Below are 24,361 nucleotides of genomic sequence, written 5' to 3'. Positions count from 1 at the left end.
CGGCATTCCTGGGCCCCTCGTCGTCAGCGGGGGGCCCGGGGGCGTCCGGCGACGAGCGTCGGGTCGACGGCGTCCCAGATGGTTCGCAGCTGGCTGAGCTGCTCGTCGCTGAGGCGGTCGAGGAACCGCGCGCGGACCTGGGTGAGGTGCGCGCGGTTGGCCGACTGCAGCACCTCGCGGCCGTGGGGGGTGAGGGTGACGTGGACCGCGCGCCCGTCCTGCGCGTCTCGCTCACGCGTGACGAGCCCGTCCGCCTCGAGCTGGGCGACGACGCGGGAGACGCCGTTGTGGCTCATCAGGACTTCCTGGGCGAGGTCGCTCATCCGCAGGGTCTTGGTCGGGGACAGGCCGAGTTGGATGAGGACGTCGTAGTCGCTGCCCGAGAGCCCGTGGGAGCTTCGGAGCTCGGCGTCCAGCTCGCGCTGGAAGCGGACGCCGGCTCGCAGCAGGCCTTGCCAGGCTGCGAGCTCGTCGTCGGACAGTCGGTTGGCGGACCCGCGCCGGGGCACGCGCGGAGGATACGGCCTTGCTACTGGGGCTTCGGGGCGAAGAAGCGGTAGAAGAGCAGGCCGGCGTCCAGGTCCTGGACGGCGGTGATGTAGAGCTGGGCGAAAGCCTCCTGCGCGGCGGCGCTCGTCAGCGGGCCGCCGTGGACGGCTTCCATCCCGATGTCGCGGGTGAGCTGCTCGACGGCCGCGCGGGCGTCCTCGTCGCCGACCCACAGGTTGTGGGGTGGTTCCGGGGCGTTCTGCGCCTGGTCGAACAGCTTGCCGAAATTGAGGTTGAAGGCCTTAGCGGTCGGGCCGTTGGTAGTCGCCTTGACGAACTCGGCGATGGACGGCTGACCGTCGGGGAGGTCGCCGTCGCCGAGGCGGTTGGTGGCGTCGATGACGAGCTTGCCGCTCAGGCCGGTGACCTGCGACAGGGCGGCGGGGACGGAGGCGGAGGGGACGGCCAGCAGGACGACGTCGGCGCCTGCGGCGTCACCGCCGTCACGGCCGAGTTCGGTGACGTCGTGGCCGGCGGACCTCCAGAGGCGGGCGAGCGTGCCGCCGATCGTGCCTCGGCCGATGGTCGTGATCTTCATGACGAACAGCATAGTAGATGCGTCTGCAACGACATATATGACCTCCCGGGAGTTTCATTGCTGACGCTCTGTCAGTGGTGAGAAGGATTTCTCGCAAGGGCCGCGATCGGTGAGCGTTGTTGAGCCCATGGACAGTCACCCGAGCCCCCGGGTTTCGCATGACGCGCCCCGCATGGTCGAAGCCGTGATGGCCGATCCGGACGGCATCCGGATCGTCGCCCAGCCGATCGTCGATCTCGTGACCGGGCGGATCGTCGGTCACGAAGCGTTGTCTCGGTTCGACCGGCGGCTCGGATGGGGGCCGCAGCAGTGGTTCGGCTGCGCGCACGCGTGCGGGCTCGGGGCCCGTTTGGAAGCGGCGGCCATCGACGCGGCGTTGTGCGTCCCGGACCGTCCCGCCGGGACCTACCTCACCGTCAACGTCAGCCCTTCGACGCTCGGCACCCGCGCGCTCGGCGAGGTCCTGCCGTGCGACCTCAGCGGCCTGGTGTTCGAGCTCACCGAGAACGAGTCGATCTCCGCCGACCCGACGCTGCCGGCGACGCTCCGCGGCTATCGGCGCCGCGGCGCGCAGTTCGCGCTCGACGACGTCGGCTCAGGCCATGCGCGACTCGCCGACATCGCCCTGCTCGCGCCGGAGCTCGTCAAGCTCGACCGCAGCCTGATCACGAGCCTGGACGACGATCCGGCTCGCGCGTCAGCCGTGGAGGAGCTGGTCCACGCGGCGCTGTCGACCGGCGCGCAGGTGTGCGCGGAAGGCGTCGAGACCCTGCAGCAACTGCGCTGGTTGCACCGCGCCGGCGTGACCCACGTCCAGGGCTATCTGCTGGGCCGGCCGCACACCGGCTGGGCCGCCGACTCGCCCGCGCTCGACGGACTCGTCCAGCAGGCGAGGACCCCGGCGCTGCTGAACCGGTTCCAGACACCCTCGCCCCAACGGCACGACCGCTTCCGCGGCGGACCGTCGAGCTGGACGGGGCGCAAGCCGTGGCGCCTCATCGCGGCATCGTAGGTCGAACGACGCGGGCAGGCGTGGAGGCACCTGCCCGCGAACCGTCGTGACGCGTCAGCCGATCGGCGTGACCGAGAAGTCGTCGACGAACATGCCGACGCCGTTGCTCGGCCCGTCCTCGCGGAGGACGATCGTGCTCTGGTTGTTGTGGGCCATGAAGACGCCGGAGAATTCCTTCCACTCCGGTGTGCTGCGACCGGTCCCGTCGGCGGTCAGGACGCCTTCGAGCTGGGGCGCGCCGACCCAGTGATAGGCAGCGAAGTAGAGGCGGTTCTGGTCGGCTCCCAGACCGGGCCGGGCCGCGTACTTGAACGTGATCCGGTACTGGGTGTAGGCGGCGCTCGGGAAGGTCGCCTTGAGGCTGCTGCCCTCGTTGGCGTCGATCTCGATGTACTGCTTGCCGGACGCGGCACCGGCGTAACTCTGCAGCTCGATCGGGCGCCCGTTGACGTCGGTCCAGCCGGGCACGTTGGTGCGGAGGTCCCAGGAGTTCGCCGGAAGCGCCGGCTCCTCGAAGCTGCCGTTGGTGAGCATCGACGGCGGGTTCGGCGGGTACCAGGTGAGGGTCACCGAGGGGAGCGCGGTGCTGGTCTTGACCGAGCCGCTGCCCGAGCCGCCACCGCCGCCGCCCGCGCCGCCGTTGAGGCCGCCGCGGCTGACGCTCTTGGGTGAACCGCCGCCACCGCCGCCGTAGACACCGCCGCCACCGCCGCCACCGCCGGAGAACTGGTACTGGGGCATCATGCACTCGTAGCGGACGCACTGCCCTGCGGAGCCCTCGCCGCCATTGCCGCCCTGGCCGACCGTGCCGGCGCTGCCGTTGTAGGAGCCGCCGCTGCAGTTCGTGCCGCCGCGGCCGCCCGAGGGCGCCTTGCCGGCGCCGCCGCCGCAACCGTCGACTCCGCCGGGCGCGTTGGCGCCGGCGTCGCCGCCGACGTTGGACGGGGCGCCACCGCCGCCGCCCGGTCCGGTCGCCACGAGCGTGCCGCCGGGGACCCGGCAGGGGTCGTAGTACGGCGACTCGCGCACCGTGGTCGCGCCGCCGCCACCGCCGCCACCCTTGCCGTCCGGGCCGTGGCCGCCCCAGCCGCCGCCGTTGGCGCCACCGCCGCCACCGGTGGGGCCGTTGGCGTCGCCGCCGGCGCCGGCGATCGTCAGGCACAGATCCGCGTACCGGGTGGTCGTCTTGACCTCACCGCCGAGGCCGCCGCCGGTGCCGTTGCCGGCACGGCCGCCGCGGGCGCCGATCGCGGTCACCTCGATCGGTCGGGTCGACTCGATGTCCCAGCCGTGCACGCCACCCGTCGCCGTGAAGGTCTGCGAGCACGCGTAGGACCCGGCGTTCCAGCCGCAGCTCGGATTGATCTTGTGGATGGTCGCGGCCTGGGCCGACGTGGCGCTCGCCGCGAGGGCTGCGGCGAAGAGCGCGACGCTGACACCGCGCTTTCTGAAGGTCAACATCGTGTGCACTCCGTTGCGGTTGTGAGGTGGACCTCGTGTCCACCGCCATCACGATGCCGCGCCGCCAATGCCCCGACAATCGGGAGCGTCCCTGAGACGCGTCCCTGATCTTTCGTCTCAGGGGGTGTCGTCGAGCACTTCAGGGAGCGCGCGCCGCGACCCGACGCCGAGCTTGCGGAACACATGGCGCAGGTGCGTCTCGACGGTCTTCTCGCTCACGAACAGCGCTTCCGCGATGCCGCGGTTGGTCTGTCCCGCCGCGGCCAGCTCGGCGACGGCGCGCTCGCGCTCGGTGAGCGCCTCGCCGCCGCTCGTCGCCGCCCGCCGCGGGCGTGCACCGGCGGCCAGCAGCTCCTTGTGCGCGCGCTCGGTGACGGCGGTCGCTCCGCAGCGCTCGGCGAGGCCGTAGGCGGCGCGCAGCGGTTCGCGTGCCGCGCCGGGGCCGCGCTCGCGGCGCAGCGCGGTGCCGAGCTCGAGGAGCGCGCGGGCGTGCTCGAGGTCGGCGCCGGAGCGGGCGAGTACCTCGACGGCCCGCTCCAGCCCGGCGATCCGCTCCTCGGGGTCGTCGGTGAGCAGCGCGACGGTGCGCTGCGCCATGCCGATCGCGCGCGGCGACTCGCAAGCCTCGGCGAGTCGGAGCTCCTCCTCGGCGAGCGGCCGGGCCTCGTCGCGGCGATCGAGCGCGTCGAGCGCGAGCGCGGCCTGCGAGCGCCACGCCAGCGGGGCGGGACCGGACCAGCCGAGCGCGAGCTCACGCTCCCCGACGGCGAGCAGCCGCGCCAGCCCGAGCTCGCGGTCGCCCTGCTGCACGGCGAGCACCGCGTGCGCGAAGTCGAGATGACGAGCGAACAGGCTGTCGCCGTCGGTGGGGGTGAGGGCGACGATCGGGTGCGGCGGCTCGCCCGTGCCGATCGCGACCCAGATCAGCCCGGCGACCGCGGGCAGCAGGTACGCCGACGGCGGTCCCGTCTCGTCGTCGGGGTCGAGCGCGGCGAGCGCGTGCCGGGAGGCGTCGTCGAGGTGCCCGCGCCGGTAGGCGAGGAACGCGCGCTGCGCCGTGACGCTGGCGGCGAGCTCGGCCCCACCGCGGGCGGCGGCGACGTCCGCGAGCGCGTCGAGCTGCTGCTCGACGAGGTCGTAGTGGTCGCTGAGCAGGAACGCGTAGGCCGCGAGCAGCCGGACGTGGCGGCCGAGATGCGTCGGACCGGGGTCGACCGCGACACCGGCCGTCGCCAGCTCGAGCACGCGCGTCGCGGGCTGGCCCTGACCGGCGGCCTCGACCGCGTGCGCCGCCTGCAGGAACTGGGCGAAGAAGGCGTCGTCGGACGGGCGCGGCCAGCGCTCACCGGGCGCACCGACGCGCCGGCGCGCCTCGTGGCTGACCGTGGCGGCAGCGAGCAGCTCGAGCTCGATCCGCAGCTTCAGCGACTCGTCCTCGAGCGTGGCGCCGACTTCCTCCAGCAGCTCGACGGCCTCGCCGCCCGCGGCGGCGAAGCGCAGCACGCGGCTGAGCGTGACCGTGGCGGCGACACGCTGGGCGGGCGTCCGCGCGAGCTGCACCGCTTCGCGCAGATGGTCGACGGCATCGGGTTCGCGCGCGAGCACCTCCGCCCGGCCGAGCGCGAGCAGCAGCTCGCAGCGCACGTCCGGGTCGCCGGTCTCCTGCAGCGCCCGCGCGAGCAGCCGCGTGGCCACTTCCGGCACGCCGCGGCTGAGCGCGGCCCGCGCGGCGGCCGCGAGGGTGGCGAGCGCCCACGGCTCCTCGCGGACCGGCGGCGCGAGCAGGAGCTGCGCCGCGACCTGCTCGGGCCGCGCACCGGCGCGATGGAGCGCGAGCGCCGCGCGGCCGTGCGCGATCCGCCGCTCCGGCGCGGGGATGTCGTCGTAGAGCGCGGTGCGCACGAGGGGATGCGCGAACCGCAGGCGATGGCCGTCGTCGGCCGGCGCGCTGGGGGCGTCCGGGTGCCACGCCGAGGACGCGCTGGGCGTGTCCGTCGCTCGGCGCGGCGTGGCGGCGCTGGGCGTGTCCGTCGCTCGGCGCGGCGTGGCGGCGCCGGGCAAGTCCGTCGCGCGGCGCGGTGGCGAGTCCGCTCCGACGTCGTCCGCGGCTCTGCGCCGTGGCGTGGAGCCCGTGTCCCGCGCGGCCGTGCGGCGGTCGGCGAGGATGTCCGCGCGGACGAGCGCGGTCGCGGCCGCGGTCGCCACCTCGAGCGGCTGGCCGGCGAGGTCCGCGACGACCTCGACGCCCGCCTCGCCGAGCGTCGCGAGCGCGCGGGCCAGGGCTCCGGCCTCAGGCGGCAGCGACTCCAGGCGCACCACGACGGCGGTCGTCACGCTGCTGGGGGAGAGTGTCCGCACGCGCTCGCTCGCGTCGTGCCCGGGCTCCATGCCCTGCGCGCGCACCTCGCGCACGAGCTCGCCGACCAGGAACGGGTTGCCGTCGGTGGCGCGGTGCACGGCCTCGGTGAAGGAGGCGTCGCCGGCCGTCTCGAATGCCTCCGAGACCCACGCCGCCACCGCGTCCTGGGACAGCCGCGCGGGACGGAGCACGCGGGTGCTCACCTCGGCGAGCAGCCGGAGCAACGGCCCGCCGCTCGGTCGCGACGCGATCACCAGCAGCACCGGCAGCCGGTCCAGCCGGGTGGCGAGGTGGCGCAGGAACTCGGCCGACGCGTCGTCGGCCCACTGCGCGTCGTCGACCACGATCAGCAACGGCCGCTCGCGGCTCAGGTTCGCGACCAGCCAGAACAGCCCGTGCCGGCGCTGCTGGCGCACGGCATCGTCGACCACCGCCTCGCGCGCAAGCTCGAGGTCGAAGAGCGGCCGGGCCGCCGCCGCCGGCCCGGCGAACCAGCGCTCCAGCTCGTCCGCGCCGCCCGTGAACACGAGCGGCTCCAGCAGCTGTCCCGCGATCCCGAACGCGAAGTCCCCTTCCAGCTCGCTCCCGCGGGCCCGCAGCACCCGGAGCCCGGCCGTCTGCGCGCGCGTCTCGAGCGCGGCGAGCAGCGACGTCTTGCCGATCCCCGCCGGACCCTCGATCATCAGCACGCCGGGCCGGCCCGCGGCCAGGGCTTCGAGTGAGCCGGCGATCGCGCCCAACTCGGCGTCGCGCTCTCTAAGTGGGGCGCGGCGGTCCGGCATCGGCGCGCGGCAAGGTAGCACGCAAACGCGCCAAGGCGAACCCGCTGGATCTACTGGACGACGACGTCGGCGAGCACGACCCGCTCCGCCTTCACGTCCGTGCGGTCCTTGATCTCCTTCAGGACCGCCGCCTTGATCCGCCTGCGGCCCTTCGTCGTCATCAGGTCCGTGTCCACGGCGCCCGTGAGCGTCGTGGTGATGACGTCGCGCACGACCCCCTCCTGGAGCATCGCGCCGTAGCCGCTCGGGCGCGTCGGGGCGAACGTGTTGCCGCCGTTCGCCGGCACGGTCGACGTGTCGTCCGACGCCAGGACGAGGCCGACCTGCAGCCTGGCGAACCGGCCGTCGGCCAGGTTGACGAGGAACTCCTTCTCCAACATGTACACGCTGCCCTCCACCTTGGCCTTGACCTTGGCCGCTGTCGGGACGGGCGCCTTGTCGACCACGTACGTGTACACGCCGCTGGCGGCCACGACCGCGATCGCGATGACGAGGATCAGCCTGTTGAGCATGGCGTAACGCGCCTCCTTGCGTCGTGACGGCTCCGCCTCTGCTGACACGCCGTCACTTATTGCATCGGTGCGGGCGGTTCAATTCCTGACGTTGGACGCAATCAGTCGACAATAGGGCGAGGACCCACTGCCGTCGAGGACGCCCTCCCAGGGGACTCTCCGACCGGGCCGAGGGCGCGGTAGGGCAGCCACTAAGTCTTCGTGCGTTTGCCGCCCCGTGCGGATCCGCCTGAACCCCCTTGCGGTCGCTTCCCCTTGCCCTTCCGGTCTGACGACTCGCCCTGCGGTGCCGACGGTTGCGTCTGACCCGTCGGCCACGCATGCGGGAGAACCCAGGTCCTCGAGTCCTTGGCGACTGTGTAGTCATCGATCTCGGTCCGGTTCCCCCCTTCCTTGAGCTCGAGGGGTCGCAACACGACGGTCACGGTGACGGGAAGCTGGTACTCCCAGCCGTCGGGCGCGAGGATCGGCCCGTAGGTGACGGTCGTCTCGTAGTAGATCACCTCGCCGGCCCTGAGCTTCGTAGCGGCGGCGGTCTCGGGCGCACGCATCCCGTGATCGCCGGTGTTGAACGTTCCCAGCAGCGGAGCCAAGTTGGAGTCGACGTTACCGCCGCCGAGGCTGCCGGCCACGAGGTGGCCCGCGACGATGTTGCCCGCGCCCCACGGTGCGAATGCGGCGATCAGATGCCGTTCCAAGAGCCGGCCATCGGACTCTTCGCCTGAGAGGATCGCTCCCGGCATCGCGGTGATGATTCCGGAGCGCACGGCGCGGCGGGTGTCGATCTCTGCCTCAGGGGGGAGCGCGTAGTTCTCCTGGCTCAGCGTGCCGAAGTCTCGCGCTTTGGCGGGCAGGAGGTTGCGCAGTGGTTGCTGGGGGTCTAGAGGGTTGGCAAGCCCGGCGAGTTGGTTCGCCTCCGCGAGCAGGGCAAGTCCGATGGACCGTCTCAGGCCGCGCTGATCATTCACGCCCTTCGAGTCGTCGCTGAACAGCGGGGTATGCCACGCCAGCAAGGTGAAGATCCGGTCGAGCAGTGGCGCATTGGGGGCAGCGTCGCGATAGGCGCCGTCGTACTTCGACGCGAACGAGACGAGCGGTCCGAGCTGGTTCTTCTGGGCAATCGCGAGTTCCTGGAGCACCGGCATCAGCCGGGCGCTCTTCTTGTACTCGCTCTCAAGCTCACGCACACGCTCGACGTACGCGCTTCCGGCGGTTGAAGAAGGTTCCGCGGCGATTCGCTTGAGCTCTGGGTGCAGCGTGTCATAGGTGGTCGACCTATCGCGCGCCTCCTTGCCAGGGAGGGAGCCCGTGTAGTCGGCCGTCTGTCGCGCGTGGAGGGCCTCGAACAAGCCGTCGAATCCGGGCTTACCTGCCAGGTACTGCTTGAGGATGTAGGTTGTCGAGCTCTCCGCAGAGATCCCGGGAGCCGCGCGGATCCCAGCCAGGAACGCGTTCCGCATCGCCTGTTCTTCGGGGTCGTGCATCGGCCCGATTGTCGTGTCGAAGGCCTTCGCGGCAGACTTCACCCACTCGGGCTCGGGCGCGGGCTCGGCGGAGGTCGCCGGGGGCTGCGGTAGCGGAGGGTCGGTCGGTGGAGTGATCTCCGGCGGCTGCGTCGGAACCGGAGGGGTCCCAAGACCGGCGGATGATGGGGTTGGCGGGGGAGGCTCATGTGTGTCCGATGCCGGTTCATACATACGAGCGAGGCGCGTGCGAGCGAGAGCCGCTGAAAGGGCTTGATCGTGCGCGCTCAGCGCTGGATCGGTGCTGCGCTCGCGTGGGGTCCACCGGGTCCCGCGATCGGGGCGCCCAGCTGCGGCGACGCCGCCCGCGGCACGGTTCCCGGCATTGCGCTGCAGCGCGAGGAACGCTGACACCCGTGACGATGGTCCCGGCGCGGGGAGCGGGCCCGCGGGTGTCGCGGCCAGCGAGGAGACACAGGGCCCGGCCGGCACGCCCCGTTCGGCAGCGCTCATGCGCAGCCGCCGAGCAGAGTGGTGCGCGAGCGGGCCACGAGCGTGCGACGCTCACTCTTCACAGCGGGACACATGAGTGCTTTAACTACACGAACAATAAGTGTTGATCAACCTCTGATCATGCCTCGCGCACGGTGGCGAGCTCGCCGAACCCGTCACCGCACGCTGCGAACCGCCGCTACCGGTGCGGCCACCCCGAGGCGAGCCACCACGGCAGCCACTTCCACCAGCTGTGGTGGTGGTCTTCGCCGCTGGAGCCGCCCGCCGTGACCGTTGTGGTCGCGCTGCTCGTGTTGTTGGACGGGTCGGCTTCCGGGGTGGTCGCGGAGACCGTCGCCGTGTTGACCACGAGGCGGATGACCATCGGGCTGCCGAGCGGTGTTGACGAACTGCATGGCGTTGAACCCGTTGTCGTACTCGACCTGCAGCGTGGTGTTCGCCGCCTACGCCGCCGTGCAGTCGGCGCTCGGCCGGCACGTCACCAGCGAGTTGGCGGCGATCGTGATGTCACCACGCGGGCACGCGACGACGACAACCCGACCGTGGAATGGTGCGTTCCGAAATCAGGTCTCGAAGCACTGGGCGAGGTCGGACCGGTATGGGGCAACTCCGGGCCCGAGGCGGTGTGCAGTCCGGTGAGGACGACCTGCAGCATCTCCATCACCAGCGACACGTCGCCGAACGTGATCTCCGGCCGCAGCGCGCCCGCTTCCTTCGTCCGCGTGGCCGAGTCGCAGCAGGCTGCAGAACATCTCCCACGGGTCGCCGGCCTCCGCGAGCACCGCCTCGATCACGGCGTCGGACTTGCGCAACCCGTCGAGCGAGAGCTCCTGGAGCAGGTGCTCGTTGTTCGTGTAGACGCGGTACAGGACGCTCATGCCGACGCCCGCGCGGCCGCTTGCCCGTCATGGCACGCGAGGCTAGCTGTCCCCCTTCAGCAGCTGCTGGTCCATGCTGCTGAACGTCCAGCTCTCGCCGGTGCGGTCGAAGCGCCAGTTGACGTCGAAGCGGTCGTCCGGCCACGTCGTCGGCACCTCATCGCCGTTCGTCACCGTGGCCTGTTTGACGATCTCCTGGACGATGTCGACGAGGTTCGTGGATCCCGAGGCGCTCCGACAGCGGCTGCAGCGTGAAGTAGGTGCGGTGCGCCGGGTCGACTGTCTTGGGCGTGGAGTAGTGGATCTTGGGCGTGACGTCGTCCGGCCAGGTCGCGAGCGCGAGCTCCAGCGCCTCGCGGTCGGCTTCTCGCCGTGGCGGATCATCAGCAACGTCGTTGGCTTCGCCATCGCGCACCTCTCGAGGTCGTCGGGGTCGTCACGCTCAGGCGCGGATGCGCACCGGGGTGCCCGGGACGATCTCGCGGGCGAGCCTGCGCAGCGCGCGCAGCGGGACCCGCACGCAGCCGGCGCTGCCGGTCCCGGGGCGCGCGGCCGGCGGGATCCCGTGCACGGCCAGGCGGGACGTGCGCGCGGGCGTGCCGAAGGCGGACAGCGCGAGGACCCACGCGCCGTAGGTGCCGCCGAAGCGCTCGCCGCGCAGCCGGTCGGTGACCTGGTAGGAGCCGAGCGGCGTCGGTGTGCCCGCCGCGCCCACGACCACGCGGGTGCTCCAGGTCCTGGCTCCGCCGTAGACGGTCAGGCGCTGCGCCGAGCGGTCGATCACGACGCGGCGCGCGACGTTGCGGGCCGGTTTCGTGCGGCGCTCCTCGATCCAGCCGACGCCGCTCGACGTGTCGAGCGCGGCGACCTTCAGCCACGCGCCGCTGCGCTCCTGGACCCACAGGCGGGTGCGACTGCCGTACGGCGTGCGTGAGCGGACGCTCGTGACCCGCCGCCCGCCGGGCGTGGCGTGCACGGTCACGGAGCGGCGCCGCAGCCAGACCGTCTCCACCCCGGGCGCGACGGCGTCGGCGGTCTCGTGCAGCTGCGGCCAGGCGACCGCGACGGTTGTGCCCGTCGGCTCCGCAACGGCGAGCGGCGGCCGCTGCTCGCCGCACCCGAAGAGCACGGCGGCCGACGCGACGATCGCGACGACGCGCCGACCGTGATGCTGGCGAGCCATACGCCCCATCATGACCCTTCGGGCCCGACCCGGTGGAAAACCCGATGGACACGCGTGCGCGGACCGTCGATCCTGTGGGCATGACTCCGCCCTTCGCGGTCATCCAGGAGCTGCTCGTCGTGCTCGCCGGCCTGGGGTTCGTGTGCCTCGTGACGGCGATCTTCGTGGTCATCGCGCGGTTCGCGGCGCGCAAGGTCCTCTCCGACGACGACGGCTCGTCCCTCCCGTAGGCGCGGCCGTCCTCCCGATCGTGGAGGATGGTCCCTCGATGAGCTGAGGGGGAGGGACGCGTGAGCACGGTCGCGAGCGAGCCGGTCGGGGTCGACAAGGGGCTGCGGCGGGATTCGGTCGGGTTGCTGGCGAGCGTCGTGCTCGCGCTCTCGTCCGTCGCGCCCGCGTACGCGTTGACGGCCACGCTCGGCCCGACGGTCGGGGAGGTCGGGGCGCAGATGCCGGCGACGTTCCTGGTCGGGTTCGTGCCGATGCTGCTCGTCGCGTATGCGTATCGGCGACTCAACCAGGTCGCGCCGGACGCGGGGACGTCGTTCACGTGGACGACGAAGGCGTTCGGGCCGCACGTCGGCTGGATGTGCGGGTGGGGGCTGCTGATCGCGACGATCATCGTGCTGTCGAACCTCGCGGGCGTCGCGGTGACGTTCTGGTACCTGTTCCTGGCCGAGGTGCTGGGCGACCCGTCGATCGCGACGTGGGGGGACGGGAAGCTCGTCAACGTCCTCACGTGCCTGGGGTTCATCGGGCTGGCGACCGCGGTCGCGTACCGCGGGATGACCGCGACCAAGGGCGTGATGTACGTGCTCGTCGCCGTGCAGATGGCGGCGCTCGTGCTGTTCGCGGTGATGGCGATCGGCAAGGCGACCGGCGGCGACGTGCCCACGGCCACGGACTTCGAGTGGGCGTGGCTGAACCCGTTCAGCGTCGAGTCGTTCTCCGCGCTGGCGACCGCGCTGTCGCTGTCGATCTTCATGTACTGGGGGTGGGACGCGGCGCTGTCGGCGTGCGAGGAGACGACGGGCAGTGAGCGCACGCCCGGGATCGCCGCGCTGCTCTCGCTGCTGATCCTGGCGATCACCTACGTGGTCGTGGCCGTGGCGGCGCAGATGTACGCGGGGACCGGCGGCGAGGGCATCGGGCTCGGCAACCCGGACACCGAGGAGAACGTGTTCGCCGCGCTGGCCGCGCCCGTGCTCGGCTCCACGGTGGGGCTGGTGCTGTTCCTGGCGGTGCTCGCGAGCTCGGCCTCGAGCCTGCAGACGACGTTCGTGCCCGCCGCCCGCACGATGCTCGCGATGAGCCACTACAAGGCGCTGCCCGGCTCGCTCTCGCGCATCCATCCCACCCACGGCATCCCGAGCTACGCGACGCTCGTCTCGGGCGTCGGCACCGCGATCTTCTACGCGCTGATGTCGCTCGCCAGCGAGAACGTCCTGGTGGACACGATCCTCTCGCTCGGCCTGATGATCTGCTTCTACTACGGGCTGACCGCGTTCGCGGCGACCTGGTACTTCCGCCACGAGGCGCGGAAGGACCTCAAGTCGCTGCTGCTGAAGGGCGTCGCGCCGTTCCTGGGCGGTTTGACGCTCGCCGCCGTGTTCGTCCGGCTCGTGATCGACACCGTCGACCCCGCGTACGGCAGCGGCGGCTCGATCTTCGGGCTCGGCACCGTCTTCGTCCTCGGCGTCGGCGTGCTCGCGCTCGGCGCCGTGTTCATGCTCTTCTGGCAGACGCGCGCGCCCGCGTTCTTCCGCGGCGAGGTGCTCGAGCGCAGCTAGGGGCTCTTGACGGGTTCGTGGATCAGGTCCTCGATGGCGCGCACGAGCCCGACCCAGCCCGAGAAGGCGCGCGGGTCACCGCCGTCCTCATCGCGGACGTGACCGGTGAGCGCGGCACCGTCGAAGTGCAGCTCGAGATGGATGCTGTGGCTGGGATCGGTCATCGGTGCGCAGGACGATCGAGCACCAGCGTCCACGTCACATCTCGGTGGACCCGAGACGCGCACCCTAGGATTTCGTCGTGCTGCTGGAACGCGAGAGCGAGCTGGAGACGTTGCGGACGCTCGTGCGAGCGGCCACGGAGGCCGGTTCCGGCCTCCTGCTGATCGAAGGGCCCGCGGGCATCGGCAAGACCCGGCTGCTCGGGGAGACCCGGCGCGAGGCGCAGGCCGCGGGCCTCACGGTCCTCCACGCGCGGGGCAGCGAGCTCGAGCAGGAGCTGGCGTTCGGCGTCGTCCGCCAGCTCTTCGACGCCGCGGTGTCACCGCCGCTGCTCGAAGGTGCCGCCGGTGCGGCGCGCGAGGTCTTCGACGGCCCGGCGAGCGGGGTGGCCGGGGAGGACGCGTCGTTCGCGATCCTGCACGCGCTGTACCGGCTGACGGTCAACCTCGCCGACCGCGCGCCGCTGCTGCTGCTCGTCGACGACCTGCAGTGGGCCGACGAGCCGTCGCTGCGCTGGCTCTGCTACCTGATCCGCCGGCTCGAAGGGCTGCCGGTCACGATCGTCGGCGCCACCCGCGCGTTCGAACGCCAGCCCAACGCGCACCTGATCGCCGAGATCGCCCGTGACCCGCTGACGATCTCGCTCGCGCCGCAGCCGCTCAGCGAGCAGGCCAGCGGCGCGCTGCTCGAGGACGGCGCCGACCCCGCGTTCACCCGCGCCTGCCACGACGCGACCGGCGGGAACCCGCTGCTGCTGGTCGAGCTCACCAAGACGCTGCGGTCCGAAGGCGTGCCACCGCTCGCGAGCCAGGCCGCGACCGTGGACGCGATCGCGCCGCGCGCCGTCTCCCGCGCCGTGCTGGTGCGGATCGGCCGGCTGAGCGCCGAGGCCGCCGCGGTCACGCGGGCGACCGCCGTGCTCGGCGACGGCGCGTCGCTGCCGCTCGTGGCCGCGCTGGCCGAGCTCGACGAGACCGTGGCGGCGACCGCGGCCGGGGAGCTGATCGGCGCGGAGGTGTTCGCCGAGCAGCCGGCGACGACGTTCGTGCACCCGCTGATCCGGACGGCCGTGCACGAGGACGTGCCCGCGCTCGAGCGCTCGCTCGCGCAGGAACGGGCCGCACGGCTGCTGCGTGAGCGCGGGGCGTCCGCCGGCGTGATCGCCACGCACCTCGTGCACGCGCCCGAGCGCGGGGAGGCGTGGGTGGTCGACGTGCTCGAGCAGGCGGCCCGGGCCGCGCTGCGCGCCGGAGCCCCGACGTCCGCGGTGAGCTACCTCAGCCGCGCGCTCGCCGAGCCGCCCACCCCCGAGCGCCGCGGCCCCGTGCTGCTCGCGCTCGGCAGCGCCGAGCGACTGCTGCACTCCAAGGTCGGCGACGACCACCTGCGCGAGGCGATCGAGCTGACCGAGGAGCCGATCGCGCGCGGCACCGCCGCGCTGCTGCTCGCGAACGGGATGCTGACGGCCGGCCAGGCCGACGAAGCCGTCACGCTCGCCCGCCGCGTCACGGCCGAGCTGCCGCCCGCGGCCGACCTCATCCTCGCCGGGTTCGAAGTGCTCGAGCTGACGGCGCCGCTGTTCGGCGGCAGCGATCCCGTCGGCCCCGAGCGGTTCGCTGCCCATCGCCGGCTGCCGCTTCCGCCCGGGGACGGGGCGAAGCTGCTCGCCGCGGTCGCCGCCTACCAGTGGGCCTTCTCCGGCGGAGCGGCGGACGAGTGCGCGGCGCTCGCGCTGGCCGCGCTCGAAGGCTGGGACCTCATCCGCGGCGGCCACCAGCTCCCGTCGGTGTCCGCGACGATGGTGCTCGTCCTTGCTGACCGTCCCGAGACCGACGACGCGTGGGCCGCGTTCGTCACCAAGGTGCACACGAGCGGCTCGATGTGGTTCAAGTCGGCGATCAGCCTCTGCCAGGGCTACACGCTCCTGCGCCGCGGCGAGCTCGACGAGGCCGAGACGTCGCTGCGCGCCGGCATCGAGGAGCTCGTCCTCGGCGAGGCGCGGGGCAACGGCCGCGGGGAGATCGCGTCGTGGCTGGCGGCCGTGCAGCGCGAGCGCGGTGACCTGCGCGCGGCGCGCGCCGAGCTGGACGTCGTCCCCGAGCCCAGCGACGCCTCCCAGACCGCGCGCATCTGGCTGGACAGCCACGCCGAGCAGCTGATCGCGGAGCAGCAGTACGAGCAGGCGCTGCGGGTGGCCCGCGACGGCCAGGAGCGCTTCGGCCCGATGACCGCGATCGACACCCCGTTCCGCGCCCATCAGGCGCTCGCCCTGCATCACCTCGGGCGCCGTGACGAGGCGCTGGAGCTCGCCGCCGAGGAGCTCGAGATCGCCCGCCGCTGGGGCGCGCCGTCGATCCTCGCGCGGGCGCTGAGCGTCATGGGCACGGTCGCGCGCGAAGCCGGGCTCGAGCCCCTGGAGGAAGCGGTCGCGCTGGCGGCGCCTTCCCGGCTCGAGCACGCGAAGGCGTTGACGGAGCTCGGCGCGGCGCTGCGCGCTGCCCGCCGGCCGACCGACGCGCGCGACCCGCTGCGGCAGGCGCTCGAGCTGGCGGACGGGCTCGGGGCCGGCGCGGTCGCGAGCCGGGCGCGCAGCGAGCTGTACGCCGCCGGCGGGCGTCCGCGCACGACGGCGCTCCGGGGCCGTGCCGCGCTCACGCCTTCCGAGCTGCGCGTCGCCGAGCGTGCCGCGGCCGGCGAGACCAACCGCGCGATCGCGGAAGCGCTGTTCGTGACGCCCAAGACGGTCGAGCTGCACCTGCGCAACGCCTACCGCAAGCTCGGGGCCCAGAGGCGGAATGAGCTCGCTGCGCTGCTCGAAGACGGGGACGCGCTCACCGTCTGAAGGGGGCGTCTCAGCCTCTCCGTGTCCAGAGTATTGCGGGTAGGGGGGCTTGAATCAAGCCCCCGGGTGTGCCTCATACTCGCTCGTCGCAATGCGACGAAGGGGAGAACAGATGGCGTACGTAGTGGGGCTCGACGAGGTCGACGCGACGCAGGTGGAGCTCGTCGGCGGCAAGGGCGCGAGCCTCGGGGAGCTGACGCGGATCGCGAGCATCGCCGTGCCGGCGGGGTTCTGCGTGACGACGGACGCGTTCCGTGCGAGCGGGGGGAAGGTGGTGGCCGAGGACGTCGCCGCGGCGATCGTCGGCCGGCTGGATGAGCGGACCGCGTACGCGGTGCGGTCGAGCGCGACCGCCGAGGACTCCGCGACGGCGTCGTTCGCGGGCCAGCACGACTCGTACCTGAACGTCGTCGGCGCGCAGGCGGTGCTCGAACGCGTCCAGCAGTGCTGGGGCTCGCTGTTCACCGAGCGGGCCGTGAGCTACCGGTCGCGCAGCGGGATCGACGAGCGGGACGTCGCGATGGCGGTCGTCGTCCAGGAGATGGTCGACCCGCACGCGTCGGGGGTCCTGTTCACGGCCGACCCGCTGAGCGGCAACCGCACGGTCGCGTCGGTGGAGGCCGTGCTCGGCCTCGGCGAGGCGCTCGTGTCGGGGCTCGTGAACCCTGACGTCTATAGCGTCCGCGACGGTGCGGTCAGTGGCGACGGTACCGCGCTCACGAGCGCGCAGGTGCTGCGGCTGGTCGAGCTCGGCCGGACCATCGAGGCGCACTTCGGCCGCCCGCAGGACATCGAGTGGTGCCTGGCGGGTGACGCCTTCGCGATCGTCCAGAGCCGGCCGATCACGACCCTGTTCCCGATCCCCGCGGTAGCCGCCGACGGCGAGCCGCACGTGTTCGTCTCAGTCGGCCATCAGCAGATGATGACCGACCCGATCAAGCCCCTCGGGCTGTCCGTGTGGCAGCTGACGGCGGGGCCGCCGATGCACGAGGCGGCCGGGCGGCTGTTCGTCGACGTCGCCCCGCGGCTCGCTTCGCCGGCCAGTCGCGCGGCCGTGGTCGAGATGATCCGCAAGGGCGATCCGCTGATCGGCGACGCGCTGGACACGGTCGTCGAGCGCGCGTTCGTCCCGACCGTCCCGGACCCGGAGCCCGCGGCCGGGCCGGCGTCCTTCACCGCGCCGGCCTCGATCGAGACCGACCCCGCGTTCGTCACCGAGCTGGTGGCGCGCAGCGAGGCGGCGATCATGGCGCTCGAGCGCGACATCCAGACCCACTCCGGCCCGGAGCTGTTCGCGTTCCTGCGCGAGAACCTCCAGGACCTGAAGGCCGAGCTGTTCGCGCCGCTCAACGGCCAGGTGATCATGGCCGCGATGGAGGCCACGTGGTGGCTCAACGACCAGCTCGAGGCGTGGCTGGGCGAGAAGAACGCGGCGGACACGCTGACGCTGTCGGTCCCCGGCAACGTCACGGCCGAGATGGGGCTCGCGCTGCTCGACGTCGCCGACGTGATCCGGCCGTACCCGGAGGTGGTGGCGTTCCTCGAGGACGTGTCGGGCGACGACTTCCTCGACGCGCTGGCGACCCTCGACGGCGGGCCGGCGGCGCGCGACGCCATCCAGGCCTTCCTGGCCAAGAACGGCATGCGCTGCATCGGCGAGATCGACCTCACGCGCCCGCGCTGGGCCGAGCACCCGTCCGCGCTGCTGCCCGCGATCCTCGGCCACGTCAAGCACTTCGAGCCGGGCGAGGCGGAGCGGCACTTCGAGCACGGCCGGCAGGCGGCGGCCGCCAAGGAGCGCGAGGTGCTCGAGCGGCTGCGCGCGCTCCCGGACGGCGAGGCGAAGGCCGCGGAGACCAAGCGGATGATCGACCGCGTCCGGACCTACACGGGCTACCGCGAGTATCCGAAGTACGCGATCGTCAACCGCTCGTTCGCGTACAAGCGGGCGCTGCTCGCGGAGGCCGCGCGGCTCGTGGATGCGGGCGTGCTGCACGCCGTCGAAGACTGCTTCTGGCTGCGCTTCGAGGAGCTCGAATCCGCCGCGATCACGCACCGGGCCGACCACGCGCTGATCGCCGAGCGCCGGCGCGCGTTCGCGACCTACGAGGCGCTCACGCCACCGCGGGTGCTCACCTCGGAGGGCGAGGCGATCAGCGGGTCCTACGGGCGCGAGGACGTGCCGCCGGGCGCGCTCGTCGGCCTGCCCGTCTCGACCGGCACGATCGAGGGCCGCGCGCGCGTGATCCTCGACATCGCGGACGCGGAGTTCGAGCCCGGCGACATCCTCGTCACCGCCTACACCGATCCGGGCTGGTCACCGGTGTTCATCGCCATCAAGGGCCTGGTGACGGAGGTGGGAGGCCTGATGACCCACGGCGCGGTGATCGCCCGCGAGTACGGCCTCCCGGCCGTCGTCGGCGTGGAGCACGCCACGCAGCGCATCCGTGACGGGCAACGCATTCGCGTGCACGGCACGGACGGCTACGTAGAGCTCCTCTAACGCTTGAGTGAGACCGAGAGCGTGCGGGTGGTCTTCTGGCCACCCGCGGTCAGGACGACCTTGACCTTCGCGGTCGCCTTGCGGCCCCGCAGCGCGCGGTAGGCGGCGGCGGTCAGCTTGACGCGGACCGTGCCCTTCTTGCCGGCCGCGAGGGACTTGGGCGCGGTCACGGTCAGCGTGTAGGTGCGCCCGCCGATCTTGACCTTGACGGTCTTCGGCGCGGTGATCGCGCACGCCGCCGAGCCGCACGTGAGCGACAGCACGCTCGCCTGGCGCTTGGTGGAGACCTTCGCCGACTTGGGCGCGCTCCACGTGGGGGCACGCGTGGGCGCCGGGGCGGCGATCGGCGTGGGCACCGGCGCCGGGTTGGCGACCGGCGGCGGCGTCGTGCCGCCGTCGCCGGCCGGCGGGTCCTCCTGCACCGGCGCCTTGACGGTCACCGAGACGGCGCCGGACGCGATCGCGCCGACCGCGTTGGTGGCGATCGCCCGCACGCGCGTGTTGGACACCGGGTTCGCCAGGACGAACGAGCTGCCCGTCCCGGCGTCGGCCCAGCGCGTCGTGCCCGGCGCGCGCGTCTGCCACTTCAGCGCCGGCGCGGCGTCGCCGGTCGCGTCCGCGGTGAACGTCGCGGCGGCGCCGGGCTCGACGACGACGTCCTGCGGCGTGGCCGTGAACGTCGGCGTCGTGCCGACCTGGCCCAGCCGCGCGATCCGGCCGCTGCGCCAGACCGCGTACACGTCGCCGTCGGGCGAGGTCTCCAGGTCGGCCAGGGTGCCGTCCGGGGCGATCGTGTCGACGAGCTTGCCGTCGCGGATCACCGACAGGCCGGTGAGCGCCTCGTTGGCGACATAGATCGTCGAGCCGTCGCCGGCCACGGTGATGAAGCTGCCGCCGATCCCGGTCGCGATCCCCGGGACCTGCGTCTTCTCGTAGCCGCCGCCGCTGCGCTTGACCGACCACAGCCGGCGCGTGACCTTCGGGTACTCCGAGTAGTCCTGCTCGACGAAGTAGAGCGTGCCGTCGGCCGTGAAGCCCGGGGCGGTGACGCCGTCGGTGCCGGGGAGGTCGGTGACCGAAGCGGTGCCGTCGCCGAGCGTGACGCGGCCGACCGACCGGGCCGAGAACTGCGCGTAGACGAAGATCGAGCCGTCGTCGAGCACCGCGAGGTTGTCGTAGCTCTGCGGGAGCGTGTACGCCGTGCGGACGCCGTCCTTGAAGCGGGAGAGCTGGTCGTCCTTGACGGTCCAGATCGTCCCGTCCGGCGTGCTGTCGAGCGCGTTCGACGCGCCGCTGCCGAAGGGGCTCGAGAACGTGGTGTCGACCGCGAAGACGCCGCCGGTCTCCTTCACGCGCTGGACCGACGCGTCGACCGTGTACGCGTCGCCGGTGGTCCGGTCGACCGCGACGTTGCGGGGGTGGAAGGCGTCGGCCACGGTCCACTTGACCGCGGCGATCGAGCTCAGGTCGCTCTCGCGCAGCGCGGTCAGCGACAGGCCGTCATAGGAGGAGCTCCACACGCGGTCGCGCTCCGGGTCGAACGCGAGCGCGCCCGTGCCGTTGCCCAGCGTCCCGGTCACGACCTTGTCGAACTGCGGCGCGCCCGGCTGCGACCAGGACTCGATCTGCGGGCGCCCGCCCGGCCCGTCGTAGCCGAAGCTGACCGGGTCGAGCGCGGTGCCCGAGGTGTAGAAGCCGGCGAACGCGGGCGCGCCGGCGGCGGTGAGCGCCTGGGGGAGCGCGGGCCACGCGGTCTTGCCGTCGGCGATCGCCGGGGTCTTGTCGGTCAGGTCGATGTCGCTGACCCGCACGTTCGGGAACTGCGTGATCTCGGTCGCCTCGAGGCTCGTCTTGGACGCGACGTTCGCGTACAGCGACGAGCCGTCCGCGGTGACCTCCACGCGCGGGTCGCTGATCTTCAGGTCCAGCTGCCCGGCGTGGCCGGTGAAGTGCACCGCGCCGGAGAGCTGGACGACGGTCGCGCCGGTGAGCGGGTCATAGGCGCCGCCCTTGATCGGGAAGTGGTACGTGCCGTCGGGGTTGACCGAGGCGCCGTCTTCGACCGCGATCGCGCCGTGGGCGATCGGCCCGACCGCGTAGCTGCGGAACGAGGCCTTCACGCCCCAGTCCGCGCCCGCCCCGCTCGTGATCGGGACCGGCTCCTGGGCGCTCGCCGTCGCCGCCGGGAGCAAGGCGCAGAACAGCGCGACCGGTGCGAGCAGGCGCCGGCCGAGTGACTTCTTGGTCATCCGTTTCGATTCCTTGGGCCATCCGGGGCGGACCTGCTCCGACCCGGGAGTTAGGTAACCCTAACAAGGGGAATACGGCGGCCTTGAACGACGTCTCGATGGTTGAAATCGCACCGTTTTTGCGGGTAACCTGATCGCGTTTGCGGCCATTGGCCCGCCCTTCCCCCGACGAGGAGTCCCGATGAGCACCACCGAGTCTGCAGCGGACAACGGCGTCAACGTCCAGGCCCTGCTCGACGCCCGCAACGCCCTGACCGACGCCCCGGAGGCGGCCGAGTTCACGTGGCGGGCGACCAACGAGTGGCTGCGCGGCACGCACAGCAAGACCACGATCCAGCAGTACAGCGGCCTCGGCGCCGACCACGAGCACAAGTCCGTCTTCAGCTACAACGCCGACCACCCGGAGGTCTTCGCCTCCGAGGACCTCGCGCCGACCCCGGTCGAGTTCCTGCTCGTCGGCCTGGCCAGCTGCCTCACCGCCGGCGTCGCCGCCGTCGCGCAGAACCGCGGCATTCAGCTCGAGTCCGTCAAGGCGACGGTCGAGGGCGACATGAACATCCTCGGCATCCTCGGCGCCGACCCCGAGGTCCGCAACGGCTACAAGAACATCCGCGTGAACTTCGAGATCGAGGCCGACGCGGACGCCGACGACATCGCCGCGCTCGTCGCGCAGTCGCAGAAGCGCTCGGCGGTCTTCGACGCGCTGACCAACCCGACGAACGTCACGGTGACGGTCAGCTGACCGGCATCACACGCATTCCCGTCGTCATCGTCGGGGCCGGGCACTCCGGCCTCGCGGTGAGCCGGGTGCTGTCGGAGCAGTCGATCGAACATGTCGTGCTCGAGCGGGGCGAGGTCGCCAACACCTGGAAGACCGAGCGCTGGGACTCGCTGCGGCTGCTGACGCCCAACTGGCTGACGCGGCTGCCGGGCCTGGAGTACGACGGTGAGGACCCGGACGGGTTCATGGCCGTCGACGAGCTGGTCGCGTTCCTGGAGCGCTACGCGTCGCACGTCGAAGCGCCCGTGCGTACGGGCGTCACGGTCACGTCGGTCTCGCGCGTCGAGGACGAGTACCTGGTCGAGACGGACGCCGGCCGCTGGCAGGCGCCCGCCGTCGTGCTCGCCAGCGGGCCGTTCAACCGCGCGCACGTGCCCGCGGTGGCGGCCGAGCTCCCCGCTCGCCTGGACCAGCTCACGCCGGTCGACTACAAGCGGCCGGACCAGCTGAAGCCGGGGCGGGTGCTCGTCGTCGGTGCCTCCGCGACGGGCTTGCAGCTCGCCGACGAGCTGCTGCGCTCCGGACGCGAGGTGACCGTGGCGGTGGGCGAGCACGTCCGCATGCCGCGCACCTATCGCGGCCGGGACATCATGTACTGGCTGGACGAGCTCGGCCGTCACGACGAGCGCTACGACGAGGTCGACGACCTGGTCCGCGCGCGGCACGTCCCGTCGCCGCAGCTCGTCGGCACGCCGGATCGGGTCGACCTGGACCTCAACGCGCTGACGGACCGCGGGGCGGAGCTCGTGGGTCGGCTCGGCGCGGTCAACGGCACCACGGCCGCGTTCGCCGGCTCGCTGCGCAACGTCTGCAACCTCGCGGACCTCAAGCTCAAGCGGCTGCTGAACACGATCGACCAGCAGGGCGGCTTCGACGCGGGTCCGCGCCCGGAGCCGACGCGGGTCTCGGACGACCCGCGCGTGTTGATCGACCTCGCGGGCTACGACACCGTGCTGTGGGCCACCGGCTTCCGCGCCGACTACACGTGGCTGGACGTCGACGTGCTCGACCGCAAGGGTGAGATCCGCCACGCCGGCGGCGTCGTGAAGGACGCGCCCGGCCTGTACCGCGTCGGCCTGAACTTCCTCCGCCGCCGCAAGTCCAGCTTCATCCACGGCGCCGAGGACGACGCGCGCGACCTCGTCGAGCACCTCGCGGCCCGCCTCACGGGAAGCCCCGTCTAGCTCGTCTTGAGCTCGATGCCGATCTCCTCGGCGTCGAGCTCCGCGAGCGCGGCGGTGAGCACCGGGGCGCTGAACGCGCCGTCGTCACGGATGTCGAGCAAGGCCTCGCGGCGGGCGGCGATCGTCGTGTGGGGGGCGAGCAGCGCGTCGAGCCGCACGCGCTCCTCGGGATCGATGCGCTCGGGCGCCGGGCGGACGACCTTCACGACGCGGGGGAGGGTCCCGCCCTGGAGGATCAGCGAGCCCGCGGCGACCAGGAACGCGATCAGGATCAGCAGGGAGCGTTGCGGCGTGTCCTCGGGCAGCGTCTGCGCGGCGGCGAGCGTCACCGCGCCGCGCATCCCCGCCCACACGACGACCACGCCCTCACGCCAGCCGAGCGGCGCCGCGAGGAAGTAGTCGATGTCGGCGAGGCTCCGGCGGATGCGGAGGTTGAGACGCTCGACTGCGGCTTCGAGATCGCGCGTGCGGCTGCGGCGGACGAGCTTGGCCATGAACTCCGGGTCGCGCTCGTCCAGCTGCGCCTGCATGGTCATGGCGTGCGGCTTCATCCGCTCCCCGCGACGCGCACGGCGACCCAGCCCGACCAGGAGCGGAGCGACGTAGGCGGCCCGGATCAGCAGCGTGAGCGCCAGCGCCGCAGCGGCGACCGCGGCCGCCGTGCCGACCTGGCCCTCCGCCTCGTCGACGATCGACGACAGCTCCAGCCCCATCACGAGGAACACGCCGCCCTCGAGGATCAGCTCGACGGTGCGCCAGTTCTGCGCGTCCGACAGCCGGTGGCGCGCGGAGAGCCGCTGCGGCGCGTGCTGGCCGGTGGCGAGGCCCGCGACGACCGCCGCGACCAGCCCGGACGCGCCGATCTCCTCGGCGGGCACCGCGGCCAGGAACGGCACGGTGAAGGAGAGCGCGGTGTTGACCGCCGGGTCCGACACGCGGGCGCGGACCCACACGTTCGCGTGGCCGACGACGAACCCGATCGCGGTGGCCGCGGCGATCGCGAACGCGAAGTCCCCGAGCACCCCGCCGACCGACACCGACGCCGCGGTGGCCGCGATCGCGCTGCGCAGGATCACCAGCGCCGTCGCGTCGTTGAGCAGGCTCTCGCCCTCGAGCACCGCCGTGATCCGCCCGGACACGCCGACGCGCTTGACGATCGACGTCGCGACCGCGTCGGTCGGGCTGACGATCGCCCCGAGTGCGATCCCCCACGCGAGGCTCAGGTCGGGGATCACGAGGTGGAAGAACACCCCGAGCGCCAGCGCGCTGAGCACCACGAGCACCACGGACAGCCCGCGGATCGCGGTGAACTCGCGCCGGAACTCCATCGACGGCATCGAGACCGCCGCGGAGTACAACAGCGGCGGCAGCACGACCGTGAGGATCCACTCCGGCTCGATCTCCACGTCGGGTACGAACGGCAGGAAGCTCACGCCGATGCCCGTGAGCACGAGCAGCAACGGGGCGGCCACGCCGACCCGGGGCGCGACGGTCGACGCCGCGGCGATCGCCAGCAGCCCGAGGATGACGACGATCAGCGACTCGGTCACGCTGACGGGTGTACCCGAACCGGGCTGCCGGTGCGGTCCGCCGTTAAACG

21 protein-coding genes are annotated in these 24,361 nt (G+C 72.5%); 7 read left to right on the top strand and 14 right to left on the bottom strand.

Going from position 1 to position 24,361, the window contains the following annotated elements; translation table 11 throughout:
• Positions 1-23 precede the first annotated feature (23 nt).
• Together OJ997_RS08700 and OJ997_RS08695 are read right to left on the bottom strand one after the other, a co-directional pair.
• Positions 24-509 carry a MarR family winged helix-turn-helix transcriptional regulator gene (locus OJ997_RS08700; RefSeq protein ID WP_270024684.1) on the bottom strand — a complete coding sequence of 162 codons (486 nt, stop codon included), beginning with the start codon at positions 507-509 and terminating at the stop codon, positions 24-26.
• A gap of 20 nt (positions 510-529) precedes the next feature.
• The gene (locus OJ997_RS08695; RefSeq protein WP_270024683.1) at positions 530-1,087 is read right to left on the bottom strand and encodes an NADPH-dependent F420 reductase; all 558 of its coding nucleotides are present in this window, start codon (positions 1,085-1,087) and stop codon (positions 530-532) included.
• Positions 1,088-1,259: 172 nt separating this feature from the next.
• Between OJ997_RS08695 and OJ997_RS08690 the strand changes: the two genes are divergently transcribed.
• A complete protein-coding gene (locus OJ997_RS08690; protein ID WP_270024682.1) occupies positions 1,260-2,099 on the top strand; it encodes an EAL domain-containing protein in 840 nt (279 codons plus the stop codon).
• A 54-nt stretch (positions 2,100-2,153) separates the two neighbouring features.
• Here OJ997_RS08690 and OJ997_RS08685 read toward each other — a convergent pair whose 3' ends face one another.
• From OJ997_RS08685 to OJ997_RS08640, 9 genes are all read right to left on the bottom strand, one after another.
• Entirely contained in the window at positions 2,154-3,560 is a 1,407-nt protein-coding gene (locus tag OJ997_RS08685) for a carbohydrate binding domain-containing protein (protein WP_270024681.1), read from the bottom strand.
• A gap of 117 nt (positions 3,561-3,677) precedes the next feature.
• Positions 3,678-6,701: a helix-turn-helix transcriptional regulator gene (locus OJ997_RS36535; RefSeq protein ID WP_272599527.1), complete on the bottom strand. Its 3,024-nt coding sequence runs from the start codon at positions 6,699-6,701 to the stop codon at positions 3,678-3,680.
• A 50-nt stretch (positions 6,702-6,751) separates the two neighbouring features.
• On the bottom strand, positions 6,752-7,213 hold the full coding sequence (locus tag OJ997_RS08670) for a flagellar basal body-associated FliL family protein (RefSeq protein WP_270024680.1): 462 nt from the start codon (positions 7,211-7,213) through the stop codon (positions 6,752-6,754).
• Positions 7,214-7,404: 191 nt separating this feature from the next.
• Positions 7,405-8,739: a DNA/RNA non-specific endonuclease gene (locus tag OJ997_RS08665; protein WP_270024679.1), complete on the bottom strand. Its 1,335-nt coding sequence runs from the start codon at positions 8,737-8,739 to the stop codon at positions 7,405-7,407.
• Between the two features lie 628 nt (positions 8,740-9,367).
• Positions 9,368-9,553, bottom strand: coding sequence for a hypothetical protein (locus OJ997_RS08660; RefSeq protein ID WP_270024678.1), 186 nt, complete (start codon positions 9,551-9,553; stop codon positions 9,368-9,370).
• Between the two features lie 199 nt (positions 9,554-9,752).
• The gene (locus tag OJ997_RS08655; protein WP_270024677.1) at positions 9,753-10,067 is read right to left on the bottom strand and encodes a hypothetical protein; all 315 of its coding nucleotides are present in this window, start codon (positions 10,065-10,067) and stop codon (positions 9,753-9,755) included.
• A 42-nt stretch (positions 10,068-10,109) separates the two neighbouring features.
• Positions 10,110-10,241, bottom strand: a complete 132-nt coding sequence (locus tag OJ997_RS08650) for a hypothetical protein (RefSeq protein ID WP_270024676.1) — start codon at positions 10,239-10,241, stop codon at positions 10,110-10,112.
• Complete coding sequence (locus OJ997_RS08645; protein ID WP_270024675.1) at positions 10,225-10,482, bottom strand: hypothetical protein; 258 nt, start codon at positions 10,480-10,482, stop codon at positions 10,225-10,227. The genes OJ997_RS08650 and OJ997_RS08645 overlap by 17 nt, the downstream gene beginning before the upstream one ends.
• Positions 10,483-10,509: 27 nt before the next feature.
• On the bottom strand, positions 10,510-11,250 hold the full coding sequence (locus OJ997_RS08640) for a L,D-transpeptidase (protein WP_270024674.1): 741 nt from the start codon (positions 11,248-11,250) through the stop codon (positions 10,510-10,512).
• Positions 11,251-11,330: 80 nt separating this feature from the next.
• On the opposite strand from OJ997_RS08640, the gene OJ997_RS08635 reads away from it, so the two are divergent.
• Together OJ997_RS08635 and OJ997_RS08630 are read left to right on the top strand one after the other, a co-directional pair.
• On the top strand, positions 11,331-11,480 hold the full coding sequence (locus OJ997_RS08635; RefSeq protein ID WP_270024673.1) for a hypothetical protein: 150 nt from the start codon (positions 11,331-11,333) through the stop codon (positions 11,478-11,480).
• Between the two features lie 60 nt (positions 11,481-11,540).
• Positions 11,541-13,040, top strand: coding sequence for an APC family permease (locus OJ997_RS08630; protein ID WP_270024672.1), 1,500 nt, complete (start codon positions 11,541-11,543; stop codon positions 13,038-13,040).
• On the opposite strand, the gene OJ997_RS08625 is transcribed toward OJ997_RS08630, so the two are convergent.
• Positions 13,037-13,204 carry a hypothetical protein gene (locus OJ997_RS08625; protein WP_270024671.1) on the bottom strand — a complete coding sequence of 56 codons (168 nt, stop codon included), beginning with the start codon at positions 13,202-13,204 and terminating at the stop codon, positions 13,037-13,039. The two genes, OJ997_RS08630 and OJ997_RS08625, sit on opposite strands and share 4 nt — an antisense overlap.
• 77 nt (positions 13,205-13,281) lie before the next feature.
• On the opposite strand from OJ997_RS08625, the gene OJ997_RS08620 reads away from it, so the two are divergent.
• Positions 13,282-16,044: an ATP-binding protein gene (locus OJ997_RS08620; RefSeq protein ID WP_270024670.1), complete on the top strand. Its 2,763-nt coding sequence runs from the start codon at positions 13,282-13,284 to the stop codon at positions 16,042-16,044.
• Positions 16,045-16,156: 112 nt separating this feature from the next.
• Positions 16,157-18,547, top strand: a complete 2,391-nt coding sequence (gene rph, locus OJ997_RS08615) for a rifamycin-inactivating phosphotransferase (RefSeq protein WP_270024669.1) — start codon at positions 16,157-16,159, stop codon at positions 18,545-18,547.
• Here the strand turns inward: rph and OJ997_RS08610 are convergent.
• Positions 18,544-20,796, bottom strand: coding sequence for an HtaA domain-containing protein (locus OJ997_RS08610; protein ID WP_270024668.1), 2,253 nt, complete (start codon positions 20,794-20,796; stop codon positions 18,544-18,546). The two genes, rph and OJ997_RS08610, sit on opposite strands and share 4 nt — an antisense overlap.
• 181 nt (positions 20,797-20,977) lie before the next feature.
• Here OJ997_RS08610 and OJ997_RS08605 point away from each other — a divergent pair, with 181 nt between their 5' ends.
• On the top strand, positions 20,978-21,538 hold the full coding sequence (locus OJ997_RS08605; protein ID WP_270024667.1) for an OsmC family protein: 561 nt from the start codon (positions 20,978-20,980) through the stop codon (positions 21,536-21,538).
• Positions 21,535-22,761: an NAD(P)-binding domain-containing protein gene (locus OJ997_RS08600; RefSeq protein WP_270024755.1), complete on the top strand. Its 1,227-nt coding sequence runs from the start codon at positions 21,535-21,537 to the stop codon at positions 22,759-22,761. Before OJ997_RS08605 ends, OJ997_RS08600 begins: the two co-directional genes overlap by 4 nt.
• On the opposite strand, the gene OJ997_RS08595 is transcribed toward OJ997_RS08600, so the two are convergent.
• On the bottom strand, positions 22,758-24,311 hold the full coding sequence (locus OJ997_RS08595) for a cation:proton antiporter (RefSeq protein ID WP_270024666.1): 1,554 nt from the start codon (positions 24,309-24,311) through the stop codon (positions 22,758-22,760). The genes OJ997_RS08600 and OJ997_RS08595 overlap by 4 nt on opposite strands.
• Positions 24,312-24,361 lie beyond the last annotated feature (50 nt).

Origin of the sequence: Solirubrobacter phytolaccae, from assembly GCF_027587195.1 — a bacterium.
GTDB lineage: Bacteria > Actinomycetota > Thermoleophilia > Solirubrobacterales > Solirubrobacteraceae > Solirubrobacter > Solirubrobacter phytolaccae.
This window is presented reverse-complemented; position numbering and strand designations above follow the sequence as displayed.